General features: G+C 45.1%; 22 protein-coding genes and 1 riboswitch. Of the genes, 11 read left to right on the top strand and 11 right to left on the bottom strand.

The features are described 5' to 3' along the window. Positions 1 to 30 precede the first annotated feature (30 nt). Both IV64_RS01780 and IV64_RS01775 read left to right on the top strand, forming a co-directional pair. The gene (locus IV64_RS01780; RefSeq protein WP_057705463.1) at positions 31 to 405 is read left to right on the top strand and encodes a DUF488 domain-containing protein; all 375 of its coding nucleotides are present in this window, start codon (positions 31 to 33) and stop codon (positions 403 to 405) included. Positions 406 to 616: 211 nt separating this feature from the next. Then, positions 617 to 1,021: a Spx/MgsR family RNA polymerase-binding regulatory protein gene (locus IV64_RS01775; RefSeq protein ID WP_057705461.1), complete on the top strand. Its 405-nt coding sequence runs from the start codon at positions 617 to 619 to the stop codon at positions 1,019 to 1,021. Between the two features lie 121 nt (positions 1,022 to 1,142). Here IV64_RS01775 and IV64_RS01770 read toward each other — a convergent pair whose 3' ends face one another. After that, positions 1,143 to 1,643: a phosphatidylglycerophosphatase A family protein gene (locus tag IV64_RS01770; protein WP_057705459.1), complete on the bottom strand. Its 501-nt coding sequence runs from the start codon at positions 1,641 to 1,643 to the stop codon at positions 1,143 to 1,145. A gap of 223 nt (positions 1,644 to 1,866) precedes the next feature. On the opposite strand from IV64_RS01770, the gene IV64_RS01765 reads away from it, so the two are divergent. Beyond that, entirely contained in the window at positions 1,867 to 2,763 is an 897-nt protein-coding gene (locus tag IV64_RS01765) for an alpha/beta hydrolase (protein ID WP_057705457.1), read from the top strand. Between the two features lie 585 nt (positions 2,764 to 3,348). Beyond that, the gene (gene nhaC, locus IV64_RS01760; RefSeq protein ID WP_057705455.1) at positions 3,349 to 4,782 is read left to right on the top strand and encodes a Na+/H+ antiporter NhaC; all 1,434 of its coding nucleotides are present in this window, start codon (positions 3,349 to 3,351) and stop codon (positions 4,780 to 4,782) included. Between the two features lie 534 nt (positions 4,783 to 5,316). Here the strand turns inward: nhaC and IV64_RS01755 are convergent. Both IV64_RS01755 and IV64_RS14610 read right to left on the bottom strand, forming a co-directional pair. Continuing rightward, positions 5,317 to 6,108 (bottom strand): glutamine--fructose-6-phosphate aminotransferase, encoded by a 792-nt coding sequence (locus IV64_RS01755; protein ID WP_237757296.1) that lies wholly within the window; start codon positions 6,106 to 6,108, stop codon positions 5,317 to 5,319. After that, on the bottom strand, positions 6,054 to 6,419 hold the full coding sequence (locus IV64_RS14610; RefSeq protein WP_237757295.1) for a hypothetical protein: 366 nt from the start codon (positions 6,417 to 6,419) through the stop codon (positions 6,054 to 6,056). Before IV64_RS14610 ends, IV64_RS01755 begins: the two co-directional genes overlap by 55 nt. A 152-nt stretch (positions 6,420 to 6,571) precedes the next feature. Further along, a riboswitch (purine riboswitch) is annotated at positions 6,572 to 6,670 on the top strand. A 69-nt stretch (positions 6,671 to 6,739) separates the two neighbouring features. Between IV64_RS14610 and ade the strand changes: the two genes are divergently transcribed. After that, entirely contained in the window at positions 6,740 to 8,419 is a 1,680-nt protein-coding gene (ade, locus tag IV64_RS01750) for an adenine deaminase (protein ID WP_057705454.1), read from the top strand. Between the two features lie 63 nt (positions 8,420 to 8,482). Here the strand turns inward: ade and IV64_RS14730 are convergent, their stop codons facing one another. The 3 genes from IV64_RS14730 to IV64_RS01740 all read right to left on the bottom strand — a co-directional run bounded on the left by IV64_RS14730 (position 8,483) and on the right by IV64_RS01740 (position 10,934). Further along, the gene (locus IV64_RS14730) at positions 8,483 to 8,605 is read right to left on the bottom strand and encodes a hypothetical protein (protein ID WP_272946834.1); all 123 of its coding nucleotides are present in this window, start codon (positions 8,603 to 8,605) and stop codon (positions 8,483 to 8,485) included. 286 nt (positions 8,606 to 8,891) lie between these two features. Further along, the gene (locus tag IV64_RS01745) at positions 8,892 to 9,074 is read right to left on the bottom strand and encodes a hypothetical protein (RefSeq protein ID WP_057705452.1); all 183 of its coding nucleotides are present in this window, start codon (positions 9,072 to 9,074) and stop codon (positions 8,892 to 8,894) included. Positions 9,075 to 9,095: 21 nt separating this feature from the next. Next, positions 9,096 to 10,934 (bottom strand): heavy metal translocating P-type ATPase, encoded by a 1,839-nt coding sequence (locus IV64_RS01740; RefSeq protein ID WP_057705450.1) that lies wholly within the window; start codon positions 10,932 to 10,934, stop codon positions 9,096 to 9,098. Between the two features lie 818 nt (positions 10,935 to 11,752). Here IV64_RS01740 and IV64_RS01735 point away from each other — a divergent pair. Beyond that, complete coding sequence (locus IV64_RS01735) at positions 11,753 to 13,420, top strand: BCCT family transporter (RefSeq protein WP_057705514.1); 1,668 nt, start codon at positions 11,753 to 11,755, stop codon at positions 13,418 to 13,420. A 417-nt stretch (positions 13,421 to 13,837) separates the two neighbouring features. Beyond that, on the top strand, positions 13,838 to 14,167 hold the full coding sequence (locus IV64_RS01730) for an LPXTG cell wall anchor domain-containing protein (protein ID WP_057705449.1): 330 nt from the start codon (positions 13,838 to 13,840) through the stop codon (positions 14,165 to 14,167). 74 nt (positions 14,168 to 14,241) lie between these two features. On the opposite strand, the gene IV64_RS01725 is transcribed toward IV64_RS01730, so the two are convergent. Beyond that, the gene (locus IV64_RS01725; RefSeq protein ID WP_057705447.1) at positions 14,242 to 14,670 is read right to left on the bottom strand and encodes a hypothetical protein; all 429 of its coding nucleotides are present in this window, start codon (positions 14,668 to 14,670) and stop codon (positions 14,242 to 14,244) included. Between the two features lie 189 nt (positions 14,671 to 14,859). On the opposite strand from IV64_RS01725, the gene IV64_RS01720 reads away from it, so the two are divergent. Together IV64_RS01720 and IV64_RS01715 are read left to right on the top strand one after the other, a co-directional pair. Next, on the top strand, positions 14,860 to 15,102 hold the full coding sequence (locus IV64_RS01720; RefSeq protein ID WP_057705446.1) for a YdeI/OmpD-associated family protein: 243 nt from the start codon (positions 14,860 to 14,862) through the stop codon (positions 15,100 to 15,102). A 14-nt stretch (positions 15,103 to 15,116) separates the two neighbouring features. Then, positions 15,117 to 15,413 (top strand): hypothetical protein, encoded by a 297-nt coding sequence (locus tag IV64_RS01715; protein ID WP_157060976.1) that lies wholly within the window; start codon positions 15,117 to 15,119, stop codon positions 15,411 to 15,413. 97 nt (positions 15,414 to 15,510) lie between these two features. Here the strand turns inward: IV64_RS01715 and IV64_RS01710 are convergent, their stop codons facing one another. Further along, entirely contained in the window at positions 15,511 to 16,431 is a 921-nt protein-coding gene (locus tag IV64_RS01710) for an aldo/keto reductase (RefSeq protein ID WP_057705442.1), read from the bottom strand. A gap of 859 nt (positions 16,432 to 17,290) precedes the next feature. Between IV64_RS01710 and IV64_RS01705 the strand changes: the two genes are divergently transcribed. After that, complete coding sequence (locus IV64_RS01705; protein WP_057705441.1) at positions 17,291 to 17,602, top strand: metal-sulfur cluster assembly factor; 312 nt, start codon at positions 17,291 to 17,293, stop codon at positions 17,600 to 17,602. 395 nt (positions 17,603 to 17,997) lie between these two features. Here IV64_RS01705 and pflA read toward each other — a convergent pair whose 3' ends face one another. Beyond that, complete coding sequence (gene pflA / locus IV64_RS01700) at positions 17,998 to 18,819, bottom strand: pyruvate formate-lyase-activating protein (RefSeq protein WP_057705439.1); 822 nt, start codon at positions 18,817 to 18,819, stop codon at positions 17,998 to 18,000. A 28-nt stretch (positions 18,820 to 18,847) separates the two neighbouring features. Then, a complete protein-coding gene (gene pflB, locus IV64_RS01695; protein ID WP_057705438.1) occupies positions 18,848 to 21,106 on the bottom strand; it encodes a formate C-acetyltransferase in 2,259 nt (752 codons plus the stop codon). A gap of 404 nt (positions 21,107 to 21,510) precedes the next feature. Between pflB and IV64_RS01690 the strand changes: the two genes are divergently transcribed. Then, positions 21,511 to 22,494, top strand: coding sequence for a serine hydrolase domain-containing protein (locus IV64_RS01690; protein WP_057705437.1), 984 nt, complete (start codon positions 21,511 to 21,513; stop codon positions 22,492 to 22,494). A gap of 241 nt (positions 22,495 to 22,735) precedes the next feature. Here IV64_RS01690 and IV64_RS01685 read toward each other — a convergent pair whose 3' ends face one another. After that, positions 22,736 to 23,251 (bottom strand): VanZ family protein, encoded by a 516-nt coding sequence (locus IV64_RS01685; protein ID WP_057705435.1) that lies wholly within the window; start codon positions 23,249 to 23,251, stop codon positions 22,736 to 22,738. Positions 23,252 to 23,591: the final 340 nt, after the last annotated feature.

Here is a 23,591-nt window from a genome sequence, read left to right as displayed (position 1 = left end):
CTCGAATTCTAAAAGATTGAAGATGGCAAAATGTTATTGAAACTTGAACGCATTTATACAAAACCAGTTGATTTGGAAGGTTACCGTTTGTTAGTTGATCGTTTGTGGCCGCGTGGTATATCCAAGGTCAACGCGCATTTGGACGATTGGGTCAAAGAGATCGGCCCGTCAACGGAGTTACGAAAATGGTTCAATCACGACGTAGCTAAGTACCCAGAATTTGTTCAAAAGTATCGCGCGGAATTGGATGAAAACCCGATTACGGCGGACTTTATCAAGCAAGTTGCAACGCAATTAAAACAGTCCAACGTAATTCTATTATACGGCGCTAAGGATGAAGAACACAATCAAGCCGTTGTACTGCGAGATTATTTACTGGCAAGCGGTCAATTACCAACCGAATAAAAAACAAAAAATATCATAATTGGTATAGATAAAATCCGTATATCGTCAATAATAAACTGCGGTCATCAAATTAATTTATTTATTTCCCTGAAAACGGTAGCATTTTTCCCTGACTTTTGCTATGATTATGTTGTTAATTAATGACGTCAACTATTACAGTGCACAATAATGGGGGTTGCATTGTTAGGTAAGCAAGATTGGGGATAATATTATGATTAACTTATGTGTGTTACCAAGTACCGCAAGTTGTCGCAAAGCCCATCGTTGGTTGTTAGAACATCGAATCCCGTTTCACGAACGGAATATGAATGCTCAACCATTGACGGAAACCGAAATCAAGCACCTGTTGCAGTATACGTATGATGGAATTGATGATTTAATTAGTACAAAGTCCAATGCTTATCAGCAGCTCAGCAAAACGACACCGATTGAGGATATGCCGTTGAGTGAAGCCGTTAAAGTGTTGAGTGAAACACCACAGTTGTTAAGACGACCAATTATCTTTGATGATCATCGGTTACTATGTGGGTTCAACCAAGATGAGATCCGGATGTTTATTCCACGGGATCAACGCGTCTTGAAGATGCAAGCAATGGCTAAGCATCAGATGGCTTAAAGCTACTGGCTTGAGAGTTGCTGCCGTAGTTTTGGGGAAAATCAAAAAATAAAATAAAGCGTCTACCTGTCGTCAGAAACTGATGTGCACAGGTAGATGCTTTATTTTATTTTTTGTTAATCTATGCGTACTTATGCGCAATCTTAGCAGCAACGGCCGCTGCAATCGCGCCAACGAGGTCATCAATGAACGTATTAACAACGCCCGATTTATCTTCGTCGAGTTTTTTGATGATGCCTTCCTTAACTTTGTCGACGTAGCCGTAATTTGTCACACCAATTGTGCCGTAAATATTAGCCATGTTGAGTGCGAGGCCTTCGTCAACGCCGAAAACGCCGGCATCGTTAGCGACAATTGATTGAAGCGGTTCTTTGAGTTGTCCCTCGGTGGCGAGGCGGTCTAATTCTAAGGCAACCATCGCATTGTTCAACAGTTCGCGTTTATGGAGAACTTCTTTAGTTTCAGCTTCACATTCCGCCACCGTGAGCTGAGGCACGTACTTAATTTGTAAATTATAGGTGATTTCTGCAATTTCTTTATAGGTAATACCCTTATGAGCTAAAGCATGGCTAACAAATTCGTACGCCGCTTTATCCGGATACTTGAATGTTTGATCGTCCAACGCTATCCCTCCGTGAGTTAAAGTCACGGCTAGTTCAGTCAACTAACCATCATTCTAATTATAGTGGTCTTGATAGGAAAAGAATATTAATACGATTTTGGAATTGAAAATAATTACGATGATAATCAGAATTTAAATGAAAAAGGCCAAAACGATTAATTGTTATTTTCAATCAAACGGGTAAAATGAATCATGTTAGACATAATGAAGGGTACGGTTAGTTTTGGTAAAACGAGTTCGAATAGTCATTCAATTTTTGCTCCTAGCTTTTGTGATTGGTGCAACCGTGGTACTGATTGGTGCCGGTGGCGGGAGCACTAAGATTACAAAAGTGACGAGTCAATTAGTCCCACACCGTGCGAAAACGTTGCGTAACCAGTATCAGAAATCGGATACGGCGACCGTATTTTTACACGGTTATAATGGTGGGGCATATTCTACGAATTATTTAATTAATAAGGCAGAAAAGGCCGGTGCGGCGCAGAAAGCATTGGTCGTCCACGTTTATAAAAATGGCGTGATGGGCTTTAAAGGCTACTGGGAAAAATCAATGAAAAACCCGATGGTCCAAATTGTCTTTCAAGATAGTCACGCTTCACAAAAAACACAGGTTTACTGGTTACATCAGGTTTTAGTCCAGCTTAAGTCTAAGTATGGTGTGACCAAGTACAACGCAGTGGGCCACTCACTCGGCTCAAATGATATTGTGAACCAAGCGTTAAAGTATGGGCATGATCACCGCTTACCGACGTTGAATAAGGTTGTCACGATTGCTGGACCGTTTGATGGGCTGACGGGTTATTTAAACGCAGAGACGGAAGGGCGCGTTAAGCAGCTCGCTGCCAAGCCGGTGCGGTTTACACGGCATTTTTCGGAAATGTTGAAGTATCGTAAGAATTTCCCTAAGAATGTTCAATTGCTCAACGTGGTTGGGGATACGAATAACGGTTATAACAACGACGGTTACGTTGGGGTGGCGTCTGCACGCTCGGTCAGCTACTTATTACGGGATCGACTTGCGGGCTACCACGAAGAATTTTATAGTGGGGCGAAGGCGGCCCACTGTGCGTTAAATCAAAATCCAAAGGTCGCACAATCAATGATTGAATTTCTGTGGTAATTCAAGAGCGGAACAAAGTGCCTTTTGTCGCACGTTTCAACCATCATAATAGGAGAACCCGTTCAGAAATATTCGATATTTCTGAACGGGTTCTTGCGTTTTATCCGGACTCTTTTGAGGGTCTTAAATCAATTTATGGCAAAAAGATTAAAATAATGACTTGACGATTAGAAATGATGATGGTATTGTTAGACACAAGTTAATAAACGAACGTTAAACGTTACATCAAGTAGGTGCAATTCTGAGTGTCAGGAAGTCGGTGGTTGCTGCGAACCGATCAGGAATTGTAGTTGAAATACGGTAACCGAGTTTCAGTTGGACGGGTAATAACTAGAACCGTTATCTTCTAGTGAGTGGCGTATTGGGTCAGTGGATCCAAACGCAACCTGGGTGGTACCGCGACTAGTCTAATCGTCCCTGTTGTTCTTAATGAACAGCGGGGACGATTTTTTTATTTGAATGTGATTAAAAATGATGAGAGAAGAGGATGACGAGGATGGAAATAAAGCGATGCGGCGGACTTGCTCGATATTAGTACTGAATGAAGTTGTTTAATGCTTATTCAGTCAAAAGAGGAGTTTTAATATGAAAAAAACAAAAGATACGCCTAAAGTTAGTACGTTAGAAGCAGCAATCGTTTTGTTAGTTGTTTTAGGAATTATGAGTTTAGGTGTCATTGGGTTCCACTTATCACCACAAGTACCAGTCTTATTAGCGATGGGCGTTGTCACTGCTTGGGCGATGTTTCGTGGCTTCCCTTGGCCAGCCGTTAACGCCGGCATCAAGGAAGGTATCGATAAAGGAATTGTTCCCATCTTTATTTTCATTCTAATCGGTGCGATGATTTCAACTTGGATCGCCGCTGGGACCATCCCAACTTTAATGGTTATTGGTTTCAAACTAATTAATATCCAGTGGTTCTTACCATCCGTCTTCATCGTTTGCACCTTAGTCGGAACGGCTGTTGGGAGTGCCTTTACGGTAACTTCAACGGTCGGGATTGCCTTCTTCGGAATGGGCGTAACCATGAACTTGAACCCAGCCCTCGTTGCTGGCGCAATCATTAGTGGTGGGATTTTTGGCGACAAGCTATCCCCATTATCTGAAACAAACAACTTAGCTTCCGCCGTCGTTGACACGGACCTATTTGCCCACATTAAACATATTATGTGGAGTACCGTTCCAGCTGGTGTGATTACATTAATTTTATTTGCTATTTTAGGTCATAATAACGCCAGCACCAGCTTAACTAAAATCAATCAAACGGTCGCCGTTTTGAACGGTAACTTCAACGTATCCGCCTTGGCCTTATTACCAATCATCTTGGTCTTCGTCTGTGCCGGCTTTAAAATGCCAGCCATTCCAACCATGTTATTAAACATCTTCGTCTCTGCTGGGTTGATTTTATTTGAACAACCAAAGATCACGATGACTAAGTTAACCGCAATTATTAATACTGGATTTGTTTCTAAGACTGGTAACACGAGTGTTGATACCTTACTTTCACGGGGTGGCATTGTTAGCATGATGAGCATGGTTGCCTTGATTATTGTCACGTTATCCCTTGGGGGGTTACTGGTTAAATTCGGGTTGATCAACCAAATCATGGCACCAATTGCTAAGCACTTAAATAGTGATGGTAAACTCATTTTAGCCGGAATCTTAACTTGTATCGGCGTTAACGTCTTTGTTGGTGAACAATTCTTATCCATTATTTTACCTGGACGGGCCTTTCGGAAAGCCTTCAACGATGGCGGCTTAGCTGGCCAAGCCTTAGGACGGGTCTTAGAAGATGGCGGGACCGTCATCAACTACTTAGTTCCTTGGGGCGTTGGTGGTGTCTTCTTAGCCACGACGTTAGGTGTTCCAACGGTTGACTACTTACCATTCGCCTTCTTCAGTTTACTTTGCCCAGTCATTTCCGTTATCAGTGGTTTTACTGGTATTGGGATTGCACACCTTGGTCAAGAAAAATCGGCTAAAGCTAAGAAGGGTGTTCAAGCCGCAGAAATCAATTAAAATGGTCATATTTGAAAGAAACTCAAGGTTGAAAACATTAAAATAGGCATAATCGTTGTCATATCAAAGGTTAATGACAAAAAAAGTAGGATACTTCATCGCTCCGCCGGACAGAACCAGTGGGCTGTGGGGTCGGTTGCAGCCAGAGTACGGTCTTCCGCCTCGCTTGAAAGCCTAAAGCCCAAGTCTTCCAAGACGACCCGCCATGTCACATGGCATACAACGCCAGGCAACATGGCCGACACTGCCCACTGGTTCTGCCGGCTGCGCTAGGATTGGTTAAAAACAAGCTAAATCAATTTTCATAGAAAGGTTACCTTAGCTGGAGGTCGATCATGATGAATCTGCCGTGGCAGGTGAAATCATGGGCGGCCGGAAGCGGCAAGTTTACCGACTTTGTTAGTGTTGGTATGTTGCTGGTATTAGCTTTTATGACTTTCAACCTGTAAAAAAAAATTAAAAATCGTTGCCTTCTAGTCTAAGTAGATTAGAAGACAACGATTTTTGTCTATTTAAATTGACGTTGGTTATTTTTTAAATGCCCGTTTCAGCTATTTTGATTTGGTCATGGAAATCCGTGAAGATTGGGTGATTCAGGTTGATTCCCTTTGATTTGGCAATGAACCAGGCCAACACTTGGAACGGAATGATGGCGAGTAGTGGCGCCTTATAAGGATCTTCTACGGCCGTTAGTTGTAACGTCTGTTCGTCCTTTAAAGTGGGCGCTTCCCCGGTTAAGCTGATGGTGTAAATGTGGGGCGTCAACCGTGACTCGTAGTCTTTGACAGCTTGTAGTTGTGCCATGACGGTTGGATTGGTCGTGAGCTCAACATAAAATTGACGGTGGGTCTCATGGGCACCCAGATAACCGCCCTTAGTGAATTGGGCGAGGGTGTACCCGCGCGATGGTACCCGCATAATTTCCGTGAACTTGGTCTGCATCTCGGCTAATGTGCCGGCTAAAACGCTAGCACCAATGGCGGTGAACTCCGGCGCGTTAGTGAAGTCGATCGTAAATTTACGGTAGAAGTCGTTGGCCTGCTGAACGGTATAGTTCATCTTTTCAATAATGAGGCTAAAGTCGTCAAGTTCTTGGTTGGCGGCTAATTCCGTTAAACGTCCCTGATCGGCGGCGCTACGCAAGCCGAGTAACATAAGGGTCAAAACGATGGCTTGAAAACTCAGTGTGATGTAAGGAATCGTTTCTTTTCCAGTTAGTAGGTCACAAGTGGCGTCACACTGACCAGCCAGCTCGGAATCTGGTTGGGCCGTTACGGCAATTGTATAGGCCTGACTTGCTGCGTGAGCCTTTTTAAGGGCGGCCAAGGTTGTTCATCGTCACCGGTCAAGGAGACCGCAACGATGACGTCAACGTCTTGATCGGCAGTTTCGTAAGTGAGGTACTGGTCGGTGGCCAGCACGTTTACGTGGATTCCCGCAATCTTTTGCATGTATAGCCGGGCGGTGTTAGCCGCATTGCGGCTGGACGCCGTTGCCAAGATTAACCAGTGTTGTGACCGGGGGACGTTTGCCAAGGCCCGTGTGATTTGTTCAGGATACGCTGCAACAATGTTACCCAGCACCGACTGTTCCCGGCGAATATAGGATAACATGGTCGGATTGTTCATCATCATCATAAAATCAGCTCCTATTATAGCTATTTAATTATCATTATTTATATACTTTAATTTTAGCCTAATCAGGGGCGAGTGAGAACATTAATCGCTCAAAAGGATTATAGAAGTTGAAGTTGCATTTATGAAAAAATTCTGGTAAGGTAAGCGACAACTTAAAACCAAAACAAATTGCCTATATAATGCCGTGATAAGGATGGCGAGTTTCTACCCAGCACCGTAAATGCTGGACTATAAGCGAATTGAGTCGACGGGTCCGTACAGCTGCTCTTTTTGCCGTACGGGCCCGTTTGCTTTCTCCAATAGGCAGAAGGAGAAAAATAGTGATGAAAACAGTTGATATGGTCATTACCGGGGCACAGGTTTTAAACACGTTTACCCGTGAATTTGAAGCGACGAGCTTATGGATTAAGGATGGTAAGGTCGTTAGCAACTTAAAAGGTGAACCGTACCATGCACAACAAACCGTGGACGCTAGCGGCCAGTGGATCGTTCCCGGGATGATTGATGCGCACGTTCATATGGAAAGCTCAATGGTGGCACCGAGTGAGTTGGGACAAGTCTTGTTACAACACGGTGTTACGGCCATTGCGACTGACCCGCACGAGTTGGCGAACGTCGCCGGGGTGGCGGGTATCCAGTATTTGATTGATGATGCCAAACAAACCCCGTTAGATGTTTTCTTCATGTTACCGTCGTCGGTCCCATGTGTGCCGTTTGATGACAATGGGGCTACTCTGCACGCTGCTGATTTGCGTCCGTTATATGGTCAGCCGGGTGTTCACGGCTTGGCCGAAGTGATGGACTACGGCGCCGTTGAACGTGGCGATGCGGATATTACGGCGAAGATTCGCGATGCCTACGCGTATGGCTACCACGCCGATGGTCACGCATCTGGACTGGACCCACACCAACTTAATGTGATGGTCAATGCGGGCTTGGATACCGACCATGAATGTATGACGGTTATCGAAGCCCTGAATCGTGTTAAAGCGGGGATGTTCGTATTTTTGCGGGAAGGCACCGTTGAACGCGACGTCCTCGCAACGATGGGCGCAGTTAATGAAGCGAATGCTAGTCGGTTTGCCTTTTGTACCGATGATAAAACTATCAGTGATCTGATGGTGGAAGGGTCGATCGACTATAACGTTAAGCTGGCGATTGGTAACGGGATGCGCCCTGCCTTGGCGTATACGTTGGCGAGTTTGAACGCGGCGGTCGCACACCGCTTAACGGACCGGGGCAGCTTAACGGCTGGCAAAATTGCGGACTTGGTTGTTTTGGACGATCCGAATGACGTGACGATTGCTAAGACGATGAAAAACGGCCAGTGGGTGGCGGAAGCCCAACCAGCCACTCAGCCCTTACCATTTACTGCGACCCGGGTTCATCAACACGCATCATTAAAAGATTTACAATTGCCTTTAACTAGCGGTCGGGTCAACGTCATTGGGGTACAACCCAATCACATTGAAACGGACCACTTGGTTAAGCAAGTCGCACCCACGGCTAACTTTGAAGCGGACCTAGAGCAAGACATTTTGAAGATGGTCGTGATCGAACGCCACCGTAATACTGGGAAGGTCGGTGTTGGGCTGGTCCACGGGTTTAAATTAAAACACGGGGCCGTCGCGGGGACGATTGCGCACGATGCGCATAACATTGTCGCTGTCGGTACATCTGATTTAGCGATTCTGCGAGCCGTCGCACAGATTACCCGCACAAACGGTGGAATTGCGGTCAGTGACGACCAGCAAGTCTGTGCGGACATGTCATTGGCAGTTGGCGGTTTATTGTCAGCCGAACCATATCAAGTGGCCGCACAGCAGTTAACTGAGATTAAGAAAGCTTATAACCAGATTTGTGACCAGCCGATTGAATTTGATCCCTTCATTACGTTGTCATTTCTGACGTTACCTGTAATTCCAACTTTAAAGTTAACGGCGCGGGGTCTGTTCGATTATGACCAGTTTGATTTTACATCGGTCGAAATTAAGGACTAATACGAAACAGTTATTTATAATTTGTTCCGGTTGTCGCTGATGACATGCGGTCGTGGGACCGGGTCAAGCCTGAGAAACGTCTTGACCCTCGCCCGGAACAATTGCAAGGTGCGCAATTGTCCCGGACCGTCCGTGGTCTAAGACCGGAAAATCACCGGTTAAGACCACCTTCACGACCGATGCCATCAGCGACAACCTCCAGCTATTTGATAGCGATAGTGGTAATAAAATTAATTTTAGCGAAGGCGGGGAGGACTAGTGTGCTGTGTCGGCAACGTTGGTCGGCGGTTCTTAGCCGACGAATGTTGCGGGGCAATTCAAAGATGTGGGTTACCGGCTTTGAATTGAGGCCTCAGACCGAACCATGGCTGAGGCCGTCCTCCCATAGTACACTGGTTCTCCCCGCCGAAGCGCAACTAAGCAAAAAAATAGTGATCAGTTTCGAGATTGTTCTCAAAACTGATCACTATTTTTACGCCTTATGATGTTCCCGGTACCAAGCAGCTGGTAGCGTAAGGAGCATGTAGGCAAAATCGACAAGAATTGTTTCTTTAAGCGGAATTTGTAATAGGAAAACGGATACGAGGGTTAGGACCACAATGAACGTTAACGCGCTCTGTGACCACCGAAGCACCCATTCGGGTAATTGTGGCATAAATTAAATTCACATCCTTAGTTAACTTTGACGCGTTTCGGTTGAGCCAACGGGTTTAACGTTTGATCCTGAACGATCACGTAACGCTCGTAAGGCCCAAAGGATTGAAACCGTGTCGACAACTTCTTGTAGCATTGCGCCGAACAGTGCGGGAATAATCCCGGTGCTGGCAATCAGCATCAAAATTGTACAGATGGCGATTCCAATCCAGACGGCTTGCTTGGCGACTTGCATCGTATCCTTAGCAATCTGGATGGCCGTGACAACTCGGCTCAAGTCGTCTTTTAAGATGACAACGTCGGCGGATTCACTAGCTGCCGTTGAACCGTGAGCACCCATCGCAATCCCAACGTCGGCAACGGCGAGGGGCGGTGCGTCGTTGACCCCGTCCCCAACCATGATGACGGGACGTTCGGCTGCCGGAACGTTCTTTAAATGTTTGATCTTATCGGCGGGTAGTAAGTCGGCTGCGACCGTATCGATCCCGACTTTCTCCGCAATGTTGTCGGCGATAACTTGTTGGTCACCGGTCAGCATCATGACGTTTTTAACGCCTTCCGCGTGGAGCGCTTTAAGCGTATCCGCGGCTTCGGGCCGGACGTTATCGATGAAGGTCACGTAACCGGCGTAGACGTTGTTAATGGTGACGTAGATCGCCGTTTGTGCCAGCGACTGGTGCTGGGTGTCGGGGTCAACGAACTTTAGCTTGCCGACCTTAACCTCGTAACCATCAACCGTTGCGGTGATTCCGTTACCGGTAACTTCTTCCAGACTCGTGGCTGGACTCAGAGGCGCGTCACTGACGTACTTGACCAGCGACCGGGCTAAGATATGACTGGAGTTTTGTTCCGCACTAGCGGCTAAGTGTAAAATTTGGTCCGTGGTAAAATCAGCTTGGGGCACAATTTTGTTAACGGCCAATTGACCGCTAGTAATGGTCCCCGTTTTATCGAAGGCCGCGGTTTTTGCTGTCGACATTTTTTCGAGCATGTCCCCGGTCTTAACCACGATCCCGTTTCGGCTAGTACGGCTCATCCCGGAAACGAGGGCGACCGGCGCCGCTAAAATCAACGGACATGGTGAAGCCACAACGAGCACTTCTGCGAACCGGTGGGGGTCACCGCTAATCACCCAAGCAATCCCTGCAATGACGTAGGCGACTAGCGTAAATGGCACGGCGTAGCGGTCAGCTAAGCGAACGAACTTTGCGGGCCGTGATTCGGATTCTTTAACCAATTTAACTAACTGTTGGTACTGACTATCAATGGCCAACTTGTCGACGACCATTGTAACGGCGTTATCACCGTTAACGGCACCAGACATGACGTCGTCACCAATATTTTTTTCGACGGGCTTTGATTCACCAGTCAGGGAAGATTCGTCAAAGAGCGCAGTCCCTTGAATTAGGTGACCGTCAACGGGGACAAGTTCGCCGGGTTTAACGACTAGCTGGTCGCCAACCGTCGCATCTTCGACCGCAATGTCTGTCAAATTTTCATCAATGAGGCGGTGCGCGGTCCGTGGTGAATTATCAAGCAGGGCTTTCAGTTCGGTGTTGGCCCGCTTGGCGGCGTAATCTTCTAAGGAGTCACCACCCGTCAGCATGATCAGGACCACTAGTCCGGCCCAGTACTCACTGACGGCTAAAGTGGCCACGATGGCGGTAATTGCTAGCAGGTCCACCCCGTATTTACCTGACCGGAGTGTTTTGATCATTTCAACTAGCATTGATAGTGCCATTAGTGATCCCCATAAAGTGATGATCAGCTGAGCAGCGAGTTGTTGATGGAAGCCAAACTGTAAAATTAACGCAATGATTCCGACACTGACAGTAAGTGTTAATTTGTAGTAATGCCGCATCATGAACCCCTCCTTATTGCTTATTGAAACCGATTTCGTTATTCTAGTTGTAAGCATAACATTTAAATAAATAAAATCAACAGTTAAGAATGATTCTAAATAAAAAACTAATGGTTTCGAAAAATTATGACTATTTTCTGAAAAAAAGCCGGTTTTTCGGCTTTAAAAGCGGTCTTAACCCTATTATATGAGGGATTAAGCGCTGACAAGTCATTCATTTTACTTCTAATATAATACTAGTATACTTATACATGAACATCAGATATCAGAAAAAATACTGAAATCAGCATTTGTATAAGCCCAGGCGCGCTGTACAGGTGGTAATCCGTTACCCTTGTCGCGTGTTTTTTTGTACCACGGAACGTCATTTTAAACTTGCTGGGCGTGACGGCAAAGCGGACTTGTTTATCTGATGCATCAAGGGGGTTATCCATTAGCAAGATAAATGTAACCATTAATCGTTACGTGGTGTGTCAGCGTGATCGACTCGATAACAGAGACGAGCACAAGTAGAAACACTAATCAGCGCTAAAATATAGATCAACACCAACGCGATTATGCAATTAATCATACAATTTTCAGTATGGCGTTATCGGAACTCAACCAACGGAAAGAAGGAAATTCTGCTACTGATTTTGAGTTAGCACAAACAGAGTTCAGATGACAAAGCCGATTAAACCTGATTCAGTCAGGGTACTGAGTGCTTCGAGGAGTAACTCGAGGGAATGTACCGATTGCTAGTCGGAAATTTACGCGTGGGGACTACCGGGGTATATAGGTAGGAAGAACCACGAATTATATTGATATATAGAGAGTATATATTCAGTAGCAGGTTTATTATTTTAAAAAGTAAGAATATTGATTGGTGGGTTTATTTACCAACAATTGGTCTCTTTGCGGTGGCTTCAATCATTTTGTTGAGAGGTGGTCACTCATTAGAAACGAGTTTAACCGGGGTTTTGAACTGGTTAACGAACAACATGAGTTGGTTATACATGTCAGTATACGTCATTACTTTTCTTTTCTTTATTTACTTAGGATTCAGCAAACTTGGGAAGACCAAGCTAGGCGATCCCAAGGACAAACCCGAATTTTCAACGTTTCATTGGGGTAGTATGGTCTACGCGACCGGGATCGATGCCAGCATTTTAATGTTGAGTATCGTCGATCCATTGCGTTACTTACAGAGCCCTTCCTTTGGCGTTAAGCCATTCTCAACTTCAGCGTATAATTACGCGCATATGTTAGGCCAATTTAATTGGGGCCCAATGGCGTGGATGATGTTTGCACCCGCAACCATTGCGATTGCTTATGCGATGTATGTCAAGCACGTCAAGGTTCAACGCTTGAGTGCGGCTATTACCGTTTTAGCAGGCCCTGGTATGGCTAAGCGGATTGCTCGAAATACCATTGACCTTTTAGTCATCATCGGGATTATGGGTGGTGTTGGGACGTCTGTCGGGATGGAAATCCCAGTTATTTCTAAAGTCCTCAGCACTGCAACTGGGATTCCTGATAACATGGGCTTGAAACTAGGCTTATTCGCCTTGTTATTTGTGATCTTCGCGATCGCCGTTTTCAACGGTTTGAAAAAAGGAATTGGCCGGTTGAGCTCAGCTCATATTTGGTTAGCCATTGGTTTCCTAGTCCTAGTTTTAGTCGTAGGCCCAACCTTATACATTTTAAACTCCGAAACTAACAGTATCGGATTGTTTATCAATAAGTTTGTCAGCTTAAGCACGAACACGGCACCTAATGGTCATGCAACGGCCATGCAACGCCAGACCATCTTCTATTGGGGCTGGTGGTTATCATTTATGCCCGTTATGGGGCTGTTCATTGCACGGATTTCACGTGGGCGGACAATTCGTCAGGTCTTAGGCGGAATGCTGCTATGGGGCTCCCTAGGCTGTGTCAGCTTTTACGCGGTCTTAGGTGGTTACGCCTTGTTCTTACAACGGACGGGTGCGGTTAACTTGGTTCACATCCTAAATACGCAGGGACAAGCGGCCGTGATTGCAGCGGTATTATCGACCTTGCCATTGAAGATGATCATGTTAGCCTTGTACTGCCTATCATGCTTCGTGTTCTTGGCCACGACGGTTTCGTCGTTTGCCTTCATCACGTCGTCATTTACTAGTAAGCAATTGGCACCTGGTCAACAACCAAGTCGCTTTAATCGGATGAGCTGGGTCGTTATTTTCCTCTTGTTCTCATTAGGGTTAGTGACGGTCGGTGGTTTTGAATCAATTCAGGCGATCTGTGCGATGTCGGGGTTCCCACTGACGATTGTTGCGCTTATCTTGCTATATTCGATTCATCACGACTTGACGACGGATCCGGTCAAGGAAGCGGCTAAGGCAAATGCCAAGGCGGCCGAATTGGCTCGGCGCAAGCGGTTGGCTCGTGATATCGAAATCTCGACCAATTCGGACTATGCGCGCGAACGGCGTGCCTCTCGAAAGTCAGCGCAAGAAACAGATTAATTAAAAATGAAATTCAGAGAGTGGGACAAAAGGCGGTCAGTTTGTGAGCATTAACGTAAAATCAGCGATTATTCCCGGGCTTGGAATGGTCGCTGATTTTGGGTTAAGCGGAACAAATTGCCTTTTGTCACACGTTTCGACCATAGTAATAAGGGAGGCCATTCAGAAATAGTTGATATTTCTGAATGGCTTTTTGAGTTTTGTCGCACATTCTTTTGGAATCAATTGCAAAGTGGTGATGTTTACTAGCTTTTTAACGGATATTTACTAAAGCGTGGCATAAGCTTTACATTGATTTTATATACTGAAGTTGTGGCGGTCAGTTAGTACCCCACACTAGCAGTTTAAGCATCATACTAAGTAGCAACTTTTTAAGGGCAGTTGAATCAAAATTCTGTTAATAAAAGGGGACTTTTAATGATGAAGCAATTGACGAAATTAGTGACTGGCATCGTGGCAACAATGGGCCTTCTAATGGGACTCAGTGGGATAACGGGACGGGCGGAGCGCCTCGCAGTCACGGGTCGGGTCAATGCTAGTGAGCAGGTGCTAACTCATTTATCGCAACAACCGCCACAACTTAGACCGGTCATCCGCCCCGCACAAGCGGCAGCTGTGGGGAAGGTAAAGCGACAACTCCCGCAAACCGACGAGACCAATCCGCTTAAAGTCGTTCTCTTAGGTTTGGTGTTACTAGGATTGAGTATCTTGTCGCGTTGGAATCTATTTGACGGCCGCCGTCAGTAATCAATAAATAATAAAAAAGCAGGTTACGACTAAATTAGAGAGGTACTCTCGTTTAGTCGTAACCTGCTTTTCGCCTATTTGTGGTTCGCTTTTTTTTTCTTAGGTTGGGCCTTTTTAGTTTCACGTAAAAGATCTTTAAACGCAGTGATGTTGTCCGTGTGCTTGGTTACCCATTCCTTGTAATTAGAATGGGAGTCAGTATCGCTGATTTTTAACCCGGTCTCTAACCAAAATAAGGCCTCGGTTAGAGAGCCAAAGTTGTGAAACCACAGCGTGTGACCGTTGTCGGAGTCCATAGCAACGTATGACTTATAGTGGGGCGTTAAGAAGGTGTGTTTGACGATCTTGAATGCGGCCCGTCGCCGGGTTAACTTGTAATCAGGTAATATGTAACGCCCGGGATGCGCTAAATGTGGAACGGAATTTTTACGTTGGTCTTTATACTCAGTCAGCATGCCTTTAGCGCGGTCGGCAGTGATGAGTGTAATATCGAATTTTGACATAGCAGGGCTCCCCTTGATGATAACGTGTCATGATAGTTAGTGGTTTTAGATGTTATTAGTTGTGGCTTAAACACTCACACTATTAATGATAGCGCATTTTTACTGAAATTCGAAATATTAAAACTTAAATTGTTGGGGAATTTTAGTTTCTTACGTTAAAATTAAATAAACGACGAGGAGGGATTGATGATGACGACTCAACCATTGAGTTTTTACGAAAAAGATATTCCACGTGTTAGTGAGTTGTTAACGACTGACGCACAATTAGCCAGTTTCTTTGACCAGCTGACGCCTGGCTATCAGCGGGAATGGGCGCGGTTCATTTTTGGAGCCAAGGCCGAGGCAACTAAGCAGCGGCACGTCGATGTCATGAAGACCGTGTTTAGATCAGGGTATAAGTCTAAACGGGCTTATGACAGCCGTAAAAAGTAGTGGAGATGGGCAAATTGCGCTTTTCAGAGCGGTATCACTTATTTGAATGGCTAGTGAATGTGTTGTTAGTTGCGGGGCCCGTATTGTTGATTAGCTATGGTTTACTCACACCGGATGGCTGGGTCGACGTTATCCTGGGGCTAGTTTTCATGGTGCCCATCAGTCTGGGGTGCTTGATTTTCTATGGCTGGCTGTATCAGCAGGCACAACCACGACAGTTGGCCGGTTATCAGTGGTGGATCGTTGCTGGATACGTTATCAGCTTCATTATTAGTGGTGCAATCATGGTGGCAACGTGGCAGCTTCATTAAGACACCACGATGACAAATAAAAACGTCCTTCAAAAGTTGAGACTTTCTGAAGGACGTTTTAGCTAGAATCGAATATCGAGTCCGTGCCTAGTTAGGCTTACGGTAAATCGTTCCCAGCAGCGAAGTAAATGTCATACCATTCTTGCCGGGTCAAATTGATATCCGCACCCGCCGCATTTTCAGCGAGGTGGGTTGGATTCATTGTGCCTAAGATAACTTGGAACTTAGCGGGATGGCGTAAAATCCAGGCCGTTGCAATGGCACTCTTACTGGTGTGCTTTTCGTCAGCAAGGTCCTGCATAGCTGCGTTTAACTTAGGAAACTTAGGATTATCTAAGAAGATCCCGGCGAAGTTTCCGTATTGATAAGGGGACCATGCTTGGATCGTCATCTTGTGTAAGCGGGCGTATTCAATCACGCCGCCATCATGATCGATGCTACGGTCATCTTGCATGTTAGTGTGTAAGCCGAAGTCAATGGCGTTAGTATGCATGATACCGAATTGTAATTGGTTGATCATCAGGCGCTGGTTGAGCGCGGCTTGAAGTAAGTCCACCTGACCCGGGTTGAAGTTGGAGACCCCAAAATGCCGGACCTTGCCACTAGCCTGAAGCTTGTCAAAGGCAGCTGCGACATCCTCTGGTTCCATTAAAGCGTCGGGGCGGTGAAGGAGAAAGCTATCTAAGTAGTCGACGCCTAGGCGCTTTAATTCACCGTCAACGGCATCTAAAATATGTTGTTTGGAGAAATCATAGCGTTTGCCAGGGACGATGCCGCCCTTGGATTGAATGTAAAGCTGATCGCGGCTAACACTAGATTGCTTTAGGGCCGCACCGAAAATTTCAGATGATTTGCCACCGCCATAAATATCGGCAGAGTCGACGTAATTAATACCCAAGTTCACGGCAGTTTCGATGACTTTCGTGGCTTGATCGACGTTCAGGGCGTCCATACGCATGATGCCCAGGGCGACGGCGGAAGCTTGTAAGCCGCTGTGACCTAAATTAATGGTTTTCAAAATAAAAACCTCCTCGTTTTGAATGCTTTAAGTATACGAGTTCCAGCTAGCTGTGTAAACGATTACAAAAAAGAACGCAAAAAAATAGGACCCAAGGCTTCTCAACTCGAGTCCTACTTATGAGGAATAATCCTGATTAGCAAGAAATAATTGTTCAGTGTTTTTAATACGTTACACCTTCATGCTATTCAATTTTACGCGTGTCCAACTTCTAACGGACTAACCCGTATTTATTGTATCTATCTGCTTTAGTCGATCGAAAGTAAAGATTTACTTGATTGCGACTCGTCAAACGGGTTTTAACGAAAGTCGATCTCGCGTTTAAAACTTAGGAATGTCTTCGTAACAGACATGCACCTCCGTTTAAACTATTTGGAACCTGAGTCTACAATGGAACTGGTACTAATGGAACTTTCAACTGGTCATTGGTGACACCTGTTTCTAACTAAGAAGCTAAAATCTGATAGTCGTGCTAATGCCAATTAATTCTGTTGCGGTTATCGTTTATTCAAGGGTTAACGTTCAGCCATCCAGTGCGTGTCTCGCGACATTCATTAGACCGATAACGCATTTCAACGCTTAAAACGGTTTCGATAACGACCCAAACGGTGGAACCAGTTGCCTAACTTCAAGCGGCAACCCCTTTACGTTGAGAAGCTTTGCTAAGAGGATTAATTCCTTTCCTCACTTAGTATACTAACAGGTTTTGTAAGCGCTTGCAACCCTAAACGTCGTTTTTTTAAAATTAATTTGTAAGGCGACTTTTTAATGGGAAAGGGGGCGATAAACGTGTTGAATTTAGGTCAGCAACCGGTATAATTAAACTAATAATTGAAAGCGCTTAGAGGGGACGGTAAATATGAGTGAGCAATCGTTTAAAGAACAGGCCTTCGCAGCATTAGGGACGGTCATTGATCCAGAATTAGGGGTGGATCTAGTCAACTTGGGATTGATTTATGACGTGACACTAAGTCCTGAAGGGGTTGCGAACGTGACGATGACCCTGACGATTGTCGGGTGTCCCTTAACGGAATGGTTAGCGGGATCCATCCACGATGCCTTAATGAAGGTACCCGGGGTCAAATCGATTGAAGTTGAAATCACGTTTGAACCGGCCTGGAACGAAAGCATGATGAGCCGGGAAGCCAAGCTGCAGTTAGGCTTGCATTAATATCAAGCATGGGAGCTGGTACTTAACGTACGGCTCCTTTTTTTGTGCTGTAAACCGCTTCGTCAGGCAGAGCTGGGGTGCTATGGGGGACGGTTCCAGCCATGGTGCGGTCTGGAACCTCAATTCAAAGCCGATAACCCGCGTCTCTGAATTGCCCCGCAAGATTGGCAGTTAAGGAACATCTGCCAATCTTGCCGACACAGCATCTCCCAACTCTGCCTGACTTCGCTAAAACTGTTTTACTATTGTTATTTGCTCGGAAGTTGGCCCCGGCCCCACGACCACATGTTAGCAGGGTCCACTGGAACAGATGAAAGTATAAATTGTATTTTTTTGGACCAAAAAAGAAGCCGCCGACAATTGTCAGCGACTTCTCAGTCATGAAAGGACTTGAGTTAAATCTTTGGAAGTGGCATCCACGTCTTGTAACCAGTATAGTCTTTGGTGTGCAATAGCTTTTCAGCATTAGCAACCCGGTCGGGAGTCGGTGATTCGATTCCTTCAAGCCGATACTTGATCTTCATTTCGTGATACTTTTTAACACCCAAAGTATGGTACGGTAGCACTTCGACTTTTTGGACAACGTTATTAGGAATCTTAGCGATGTAGTCGCCAAGTTCAGCTAAATATTTGTCATTATCAGTCCGTTGCGGCACGAGCACGTGACGAATCCACATGTCGTGATGGTGTGCGGCCATATATTGAATCATATCCAATATATTTTCGTTACCATATTGCGTCAACTTCTTATGTTCTGCGGAGTTGATGTGCTTGATATCTACAAGTGAGATATCGGTAACGGCCATCAAACGTTCAAACTTGTCGAAAAACGGTTGTTCCCGCGTAAACGGTTGTCCCGAAGTGTCCAAACAAGTACTGATATCCATGGCCTTAGCCTTTTCAAACAGTTCCAGAATGAAGTCGATCTGGACTAGTGATTCGCCACCACTAACGGTGAGTCCACCAGTTTTGCCCCAGAAAGCCCGGTACTTCTGCGCGTCTTCCAGAATCTCATCAGCCGTCATTTGATCGCCGACGTTGAGTTTCCAAGTGTCAGGGTTGTGACAGTACTGACAGCGCATATGGCAACCTTGCAAGAATGCCACGTAGCGGATACCAGGACCATCAACTGACCCGAACGTTTCAATGGAATGGACGTAGCCAATCAAAGGCTCCTTTGTCGATTGTTCAGTTGTTGAAACTTTGCTGTTTGCCATGAGCCTTCGCCTCTTAACTTCTAATTAATTACATCTTGTCGAAGAACGTACGTGAAATAACGTCGTCTTGTTGTTCCTTGGTTAAGTCTGCGAAGTATACACAGTAGCCAGAAACCCGAACAGTCAAGGTTGGGTAGTTTTCTGGGTGCTTTTGAGCATCAATTAAGGTGTCTTTATTGAAGACGTTGATGTTCAAATGCATCCCATCATTGGTCATGTAACCATCCAACATGTTAACCAACGTATCCTTACGTGATTCCATATCATGGCCTAACGTGTTTGGTGTTACACCAAAGGTATTGGAAATCCCGTCAGTTGCGTAACGGTATGGTAATTTGGCAGTTGAAAGAAGTGAAGCTAAAGCACCGCTCTTTTCAGCGCCGTATGCTGGGTTAGCACCTGGTGAGAATGGTTCGCCTTTTTGACGGCCGTTAGGGGTAGTCCCAGTGTTCTTACCATAAACAACGTTTGAAGTGATGGTCAAAACAGAAGTTGAAAGTTTAGCACCACGGTATAGGTGATGAGTGTTCATCTTCGTGTAGAGTTCCTTGACTAACCACTTTGCGATGTCATCAGCACGGTCATCGTTGTTCCCGTAGCGAGGGAAGTCGTTGTCGGCTTTGAAGTCAACGGCGATACCACGTTCGTCACGGATAACTTTAACATGGCCGTACTTGATTGCTGAAAGTGAGTCTGCGGCGTGTGATAAGCCAGAGATCCCAGTAGCGAAGGTCCGGTTAAGATCGGTGTCCTTCAAAGCTAATTCAGCTGCTTCGTAGTAATACTTGTCATGCATGTAGTGGATAGCGTTCAGTGAGTTAACGTAAGTGTCAGCTAACCAGTCCATTTGCTTGTCAAATTTCTTCATGAATTCATCGTAGTCGATGTATTCTGATTTAATTGGTTCGTAGGCAGGGCCAACTTGATCGCCAGCAATTTCGTCACGGCCACCGTTGATGGCGTAGAGGATTGCTTTGGCTAAGTTTGCCCGTGCACCGAAGTACTGGATACCATCAGCAACTGGTTGTGCAGAAACACAGCAAGCAATGCCGTAGTAGTCGGTACCCCATTGTACCCGCATTAAGTCATCATTTTCGTATTGGATCGTTGAGCTGTCGATAGAAACTTGCGTTGCATAACGCTTGAAGTCTTCTGGCAGACGGTCGCCCCATAAAATGGTGATGTTTGGTTCTGGTGCGGCACCCATGTTGTCCAAGGTCTTCAAGATCCGGAAAGCGGTCTTGGTAACGTGATGACGGCCATCTAAGCCGAATCCACACATGGATAAGGTTGCCCAGATTGGGTCACCAGAGAACAGTGAGTTGTATTCTTCAGTACGGATGAAGCGAACCATCCGTAGTTTCATAACGAATTGGTCAATAATTTCTTGGGCTTGGTCTTCGTCAATAACACCGTTGTCCAAGTCACGTTGGATGAAGATATCCATCGTGGTATCAATCCGACCAACGGACATTGCGGCACCGTTTTGAGTCTTGATAGCTGCTAAGTAGCCAAAGTACATCCATTGAACGGCTTCTTGAGCAGTTTCAGCAGGACGGCTGATGTCGTAGCCATAGCTTGCGGCCATGTCTTTCATGTCTTTCAAAGCTCTGTATTGGTCAGAAACTTCTTCACGGAGGCGGATAACTTCATCAGTTAATTCACCGTCGCCAATGTGTTCAAAGTCGTTAGCTTTGTCTTTCATCAAACGATCGATACCATAAACAGCAACCCGTGGGAGGTCTGGAATAATCCGGCCACGTGCGTAAGCATCTGGAAGACCAGTGATGATCTTGTAGTGACGTGCTTTACGCATTTCAGGAGTATAAACATCGAAGACCCCTTGGTTATGAGTTTTACGGTATTCAGTAAAAATCTTGTCCTGTTCAGGATCAAGTTTGTAACCGTATGACTTCAAAGCGTCATCGGCCATCCGGATACCACCAAATGGCATGAATGCACGTTTCAAAGGTTTATCAGTTTGCAAACCAACGATTTTTTCCAAATCTTTGTCAATATAACCAGGTGCATGAGAAGTAATGGTTGAAACAACACTTGTGTCAGCGTCAAGGACACCGCCGGCTTCACGTTCCTTCTTCTTCAAAGCCAAGACTTTATCATTTAAAATCTTAGTTGCTTCCGTAGGACCTGCTAAGAAACTTTCGTCCCCGTTGTACTGCGTAAAATTATTTTGAATGAAATCGCGGATATTGATTTCTTCCTGCCAATGGCCACCCTTAAAACCTTTCCAAGCTTTAGGAGTTTCGGTTTTATCAACTGTAATCATTTGAGTCGCCTCCATAATTTATGTGCAATCCTTGTATGTCTAAAATGATACCAATATTCGCGTAATATGTAAACGTTTTCACGAAGATTAATTATAATTTTTTGATTAAGAAACGAGAAGTAATCTCATAATGCCTGAACCAAGGCACTTGTAAGCTTTGAAGGATATAGAATTCGGAACGTAAAGTATCTTAAATAAAATAGGGCTCAAAATGATTGCGATATTCCATTCGTATATCGGACATATTGTGCATAACTTAATTTGACACGATATACTGTGAGCGACTCAACGATTTAAAGGCAAGTTATTGATTTTACGGGGAAGTCCGTTATCATTAAGGGGTACTAAAGTCGGTAAGCGTCCCGTTATGGGATGTCCAATGACGAAAGGTAGGGGGCACGTCTATGCTCGAAAAAATTGAACAGTATATTGATAGTTGTATTGAGGCGGGTGACATCTATGGTGCGTCGTTTAGCTTGATTACGCCACGTGGAATTAACCAGTATTATCACGGAAAGCAGGGCCACGACCAGTTTGCGGTTGGCCTGGACGCGTCGATGATCTACGATTTGGCTTCAGTCACTAAGGTCGTTGCGACGACGACACGAATTTTTCAGCTGCTTTCAGACCACACAGTCCGGCTAGAAGATTCGGTTGCAAGATTTTTACCGGGTTTTGCGCATCCTGAGATTACGATTCAAAACTTATTGCTACATAATAGTGGCTTACCAGCTGACATTGAAAATGTGTCGGAGATGAACCGCGAAGATTTAATTCGGGCGGTGTATGAATCAAAATTACTCAGTAAGCCGGGTGAACAGTATCTTTATTCTGATTTAGGCTATATTTTATTAGGCTGGATCATTCGGACGGTTGATGGTTCGTTAGCGAGGAGTATTCAGGATCACGTTTGTTATCCACTTGCGATGACCAATACTGGTTATAACTTGAATCGTCCCAAGGTTCGGTTTGTACCGACAGAGTTTGATCCCCGGCGAGGCCAAATTCAAGGCCAAGTTCATGATTACAAGGCGTTCTTGTTAAATGGTGAAAGTGGCCATGCGGGACTGTTCTCCACGTTAACGGACCTATCAGTTTTTATTGAAATGATGTTAAACTTTGGCGAATACCAAGGTAAACGAGTTTTAGATGAGAATGTGTTTGATTGGTTAGGCCAGTTTGATGAGCATGGTCGGACGTTAGGCTGGGAACGACGTGATGGGCAGCACCAGTATTTTCATACTGGCTACACTGGTCCGGCGATTGCGTTTGACTTGGATCGGCAAGTTGGGATGGTCGTGTTGACGAACCGGGTCTATCCAACGAGCGATAATCAAGTGTGGAATCAGGACCGGAGCCACATTTTTGACCTGTTTTTTGAAAAGTAACTCAATGACACGTGTTAGTGATGAAACAAAGCGTTAGCTTACACGGATAAAACGAAAACAACGGAAAACTTTAACGGCTATGGCAGCCGTTTTGAGCTTTCCGTTGTTTTTTAGTTTAAGCGCTTCAAGTGAAATCTGAATGTTAGCTAGAAACAATGTTTATAATACCGAAAAGATTAGTCTGATGACTATGAGCATTAGCTTTGCAATTGGCTAAACATACTATATAGAAAGAACTCCTTTAATTTTGAAGCCATTTAAATCCTGGAACGTGACGAAACAGGCGATAGGCGGTGTATCCTAAGAGGACACCTGCCCAGTTGGTAAGGACGTCGTCGGTTTCGACCCAGCGACTGATATGGACGAGCCAATCAAGAATGAATTGGCCGCTTTCAAGACAGAGCCCGGTGAGTAGACCGGCCAGGATAATCTGGCGCCAGGACCAGTGGGGGAAATTCCAGCCAAGCAAGGCACCGAGTGGCACCGTAAGTAGTACGTTTAACCAGAATTCGGTATCGAGTTGCTGAAACGGAACGGGATTGAGTTTAACGGGTCCCCATTGGATGTAGTGCAGAATGATGTCGCCACTGAAGTTATAGGCGGTTGGTGTATAGCAAAAGGCGGTCAGAACCCAGATGAATCCGAGTAGTCCTAGTCGCTTGAAACGTAACCAGGGGTTAGACGCTGACCGCCATAGACGGTTGGCGAGGTAACCGCAGATAATGGTGATTAGGATGAAGGGTAGCCAAGCTAGCAAATAGATCACTCCTTTGGTTAATATTATAGTAATAAGTGTAGGGGTGTGTCACGTTTGAAAAAAGAGTGAAAAAATCGTTGACACTTTCAATTTGAATTGATATATTAGTAAACGTTGTTGTTACGGGGAACGGAATTTCAATTCAAATTAATTTAAAAAGTTGTTGCAAATGATTTCGAAAATTGATATGATATATTCTGTTGTCGCAATGGCAGCCATAACAAATAAGTTAATCACGGTTGAGAAATTAATCGTTGACATGAAATACTTGAGATGTTATGATAATTAAGTTGCGTTAAGGAATTAACGTAACGAATTAGACCTTTGAAAACTGAACAAA

Origin of the sequence: Lactiplantibacillus xiangfangensis (assembly GCF_001438845.1) — a bacterium.
GTDB classification, from domain to species: Bacteria; Bacillota; Bacilli; order Lactobacillales; family Lactobacillaceae; genus Lactiplantibacillus; species Lactiplantibacillus xiangfangensis.
Note: the sequence above shows the minus strand (reverse complement) of the source record. Positions and strands in the feature narration are given on the sequence as shown.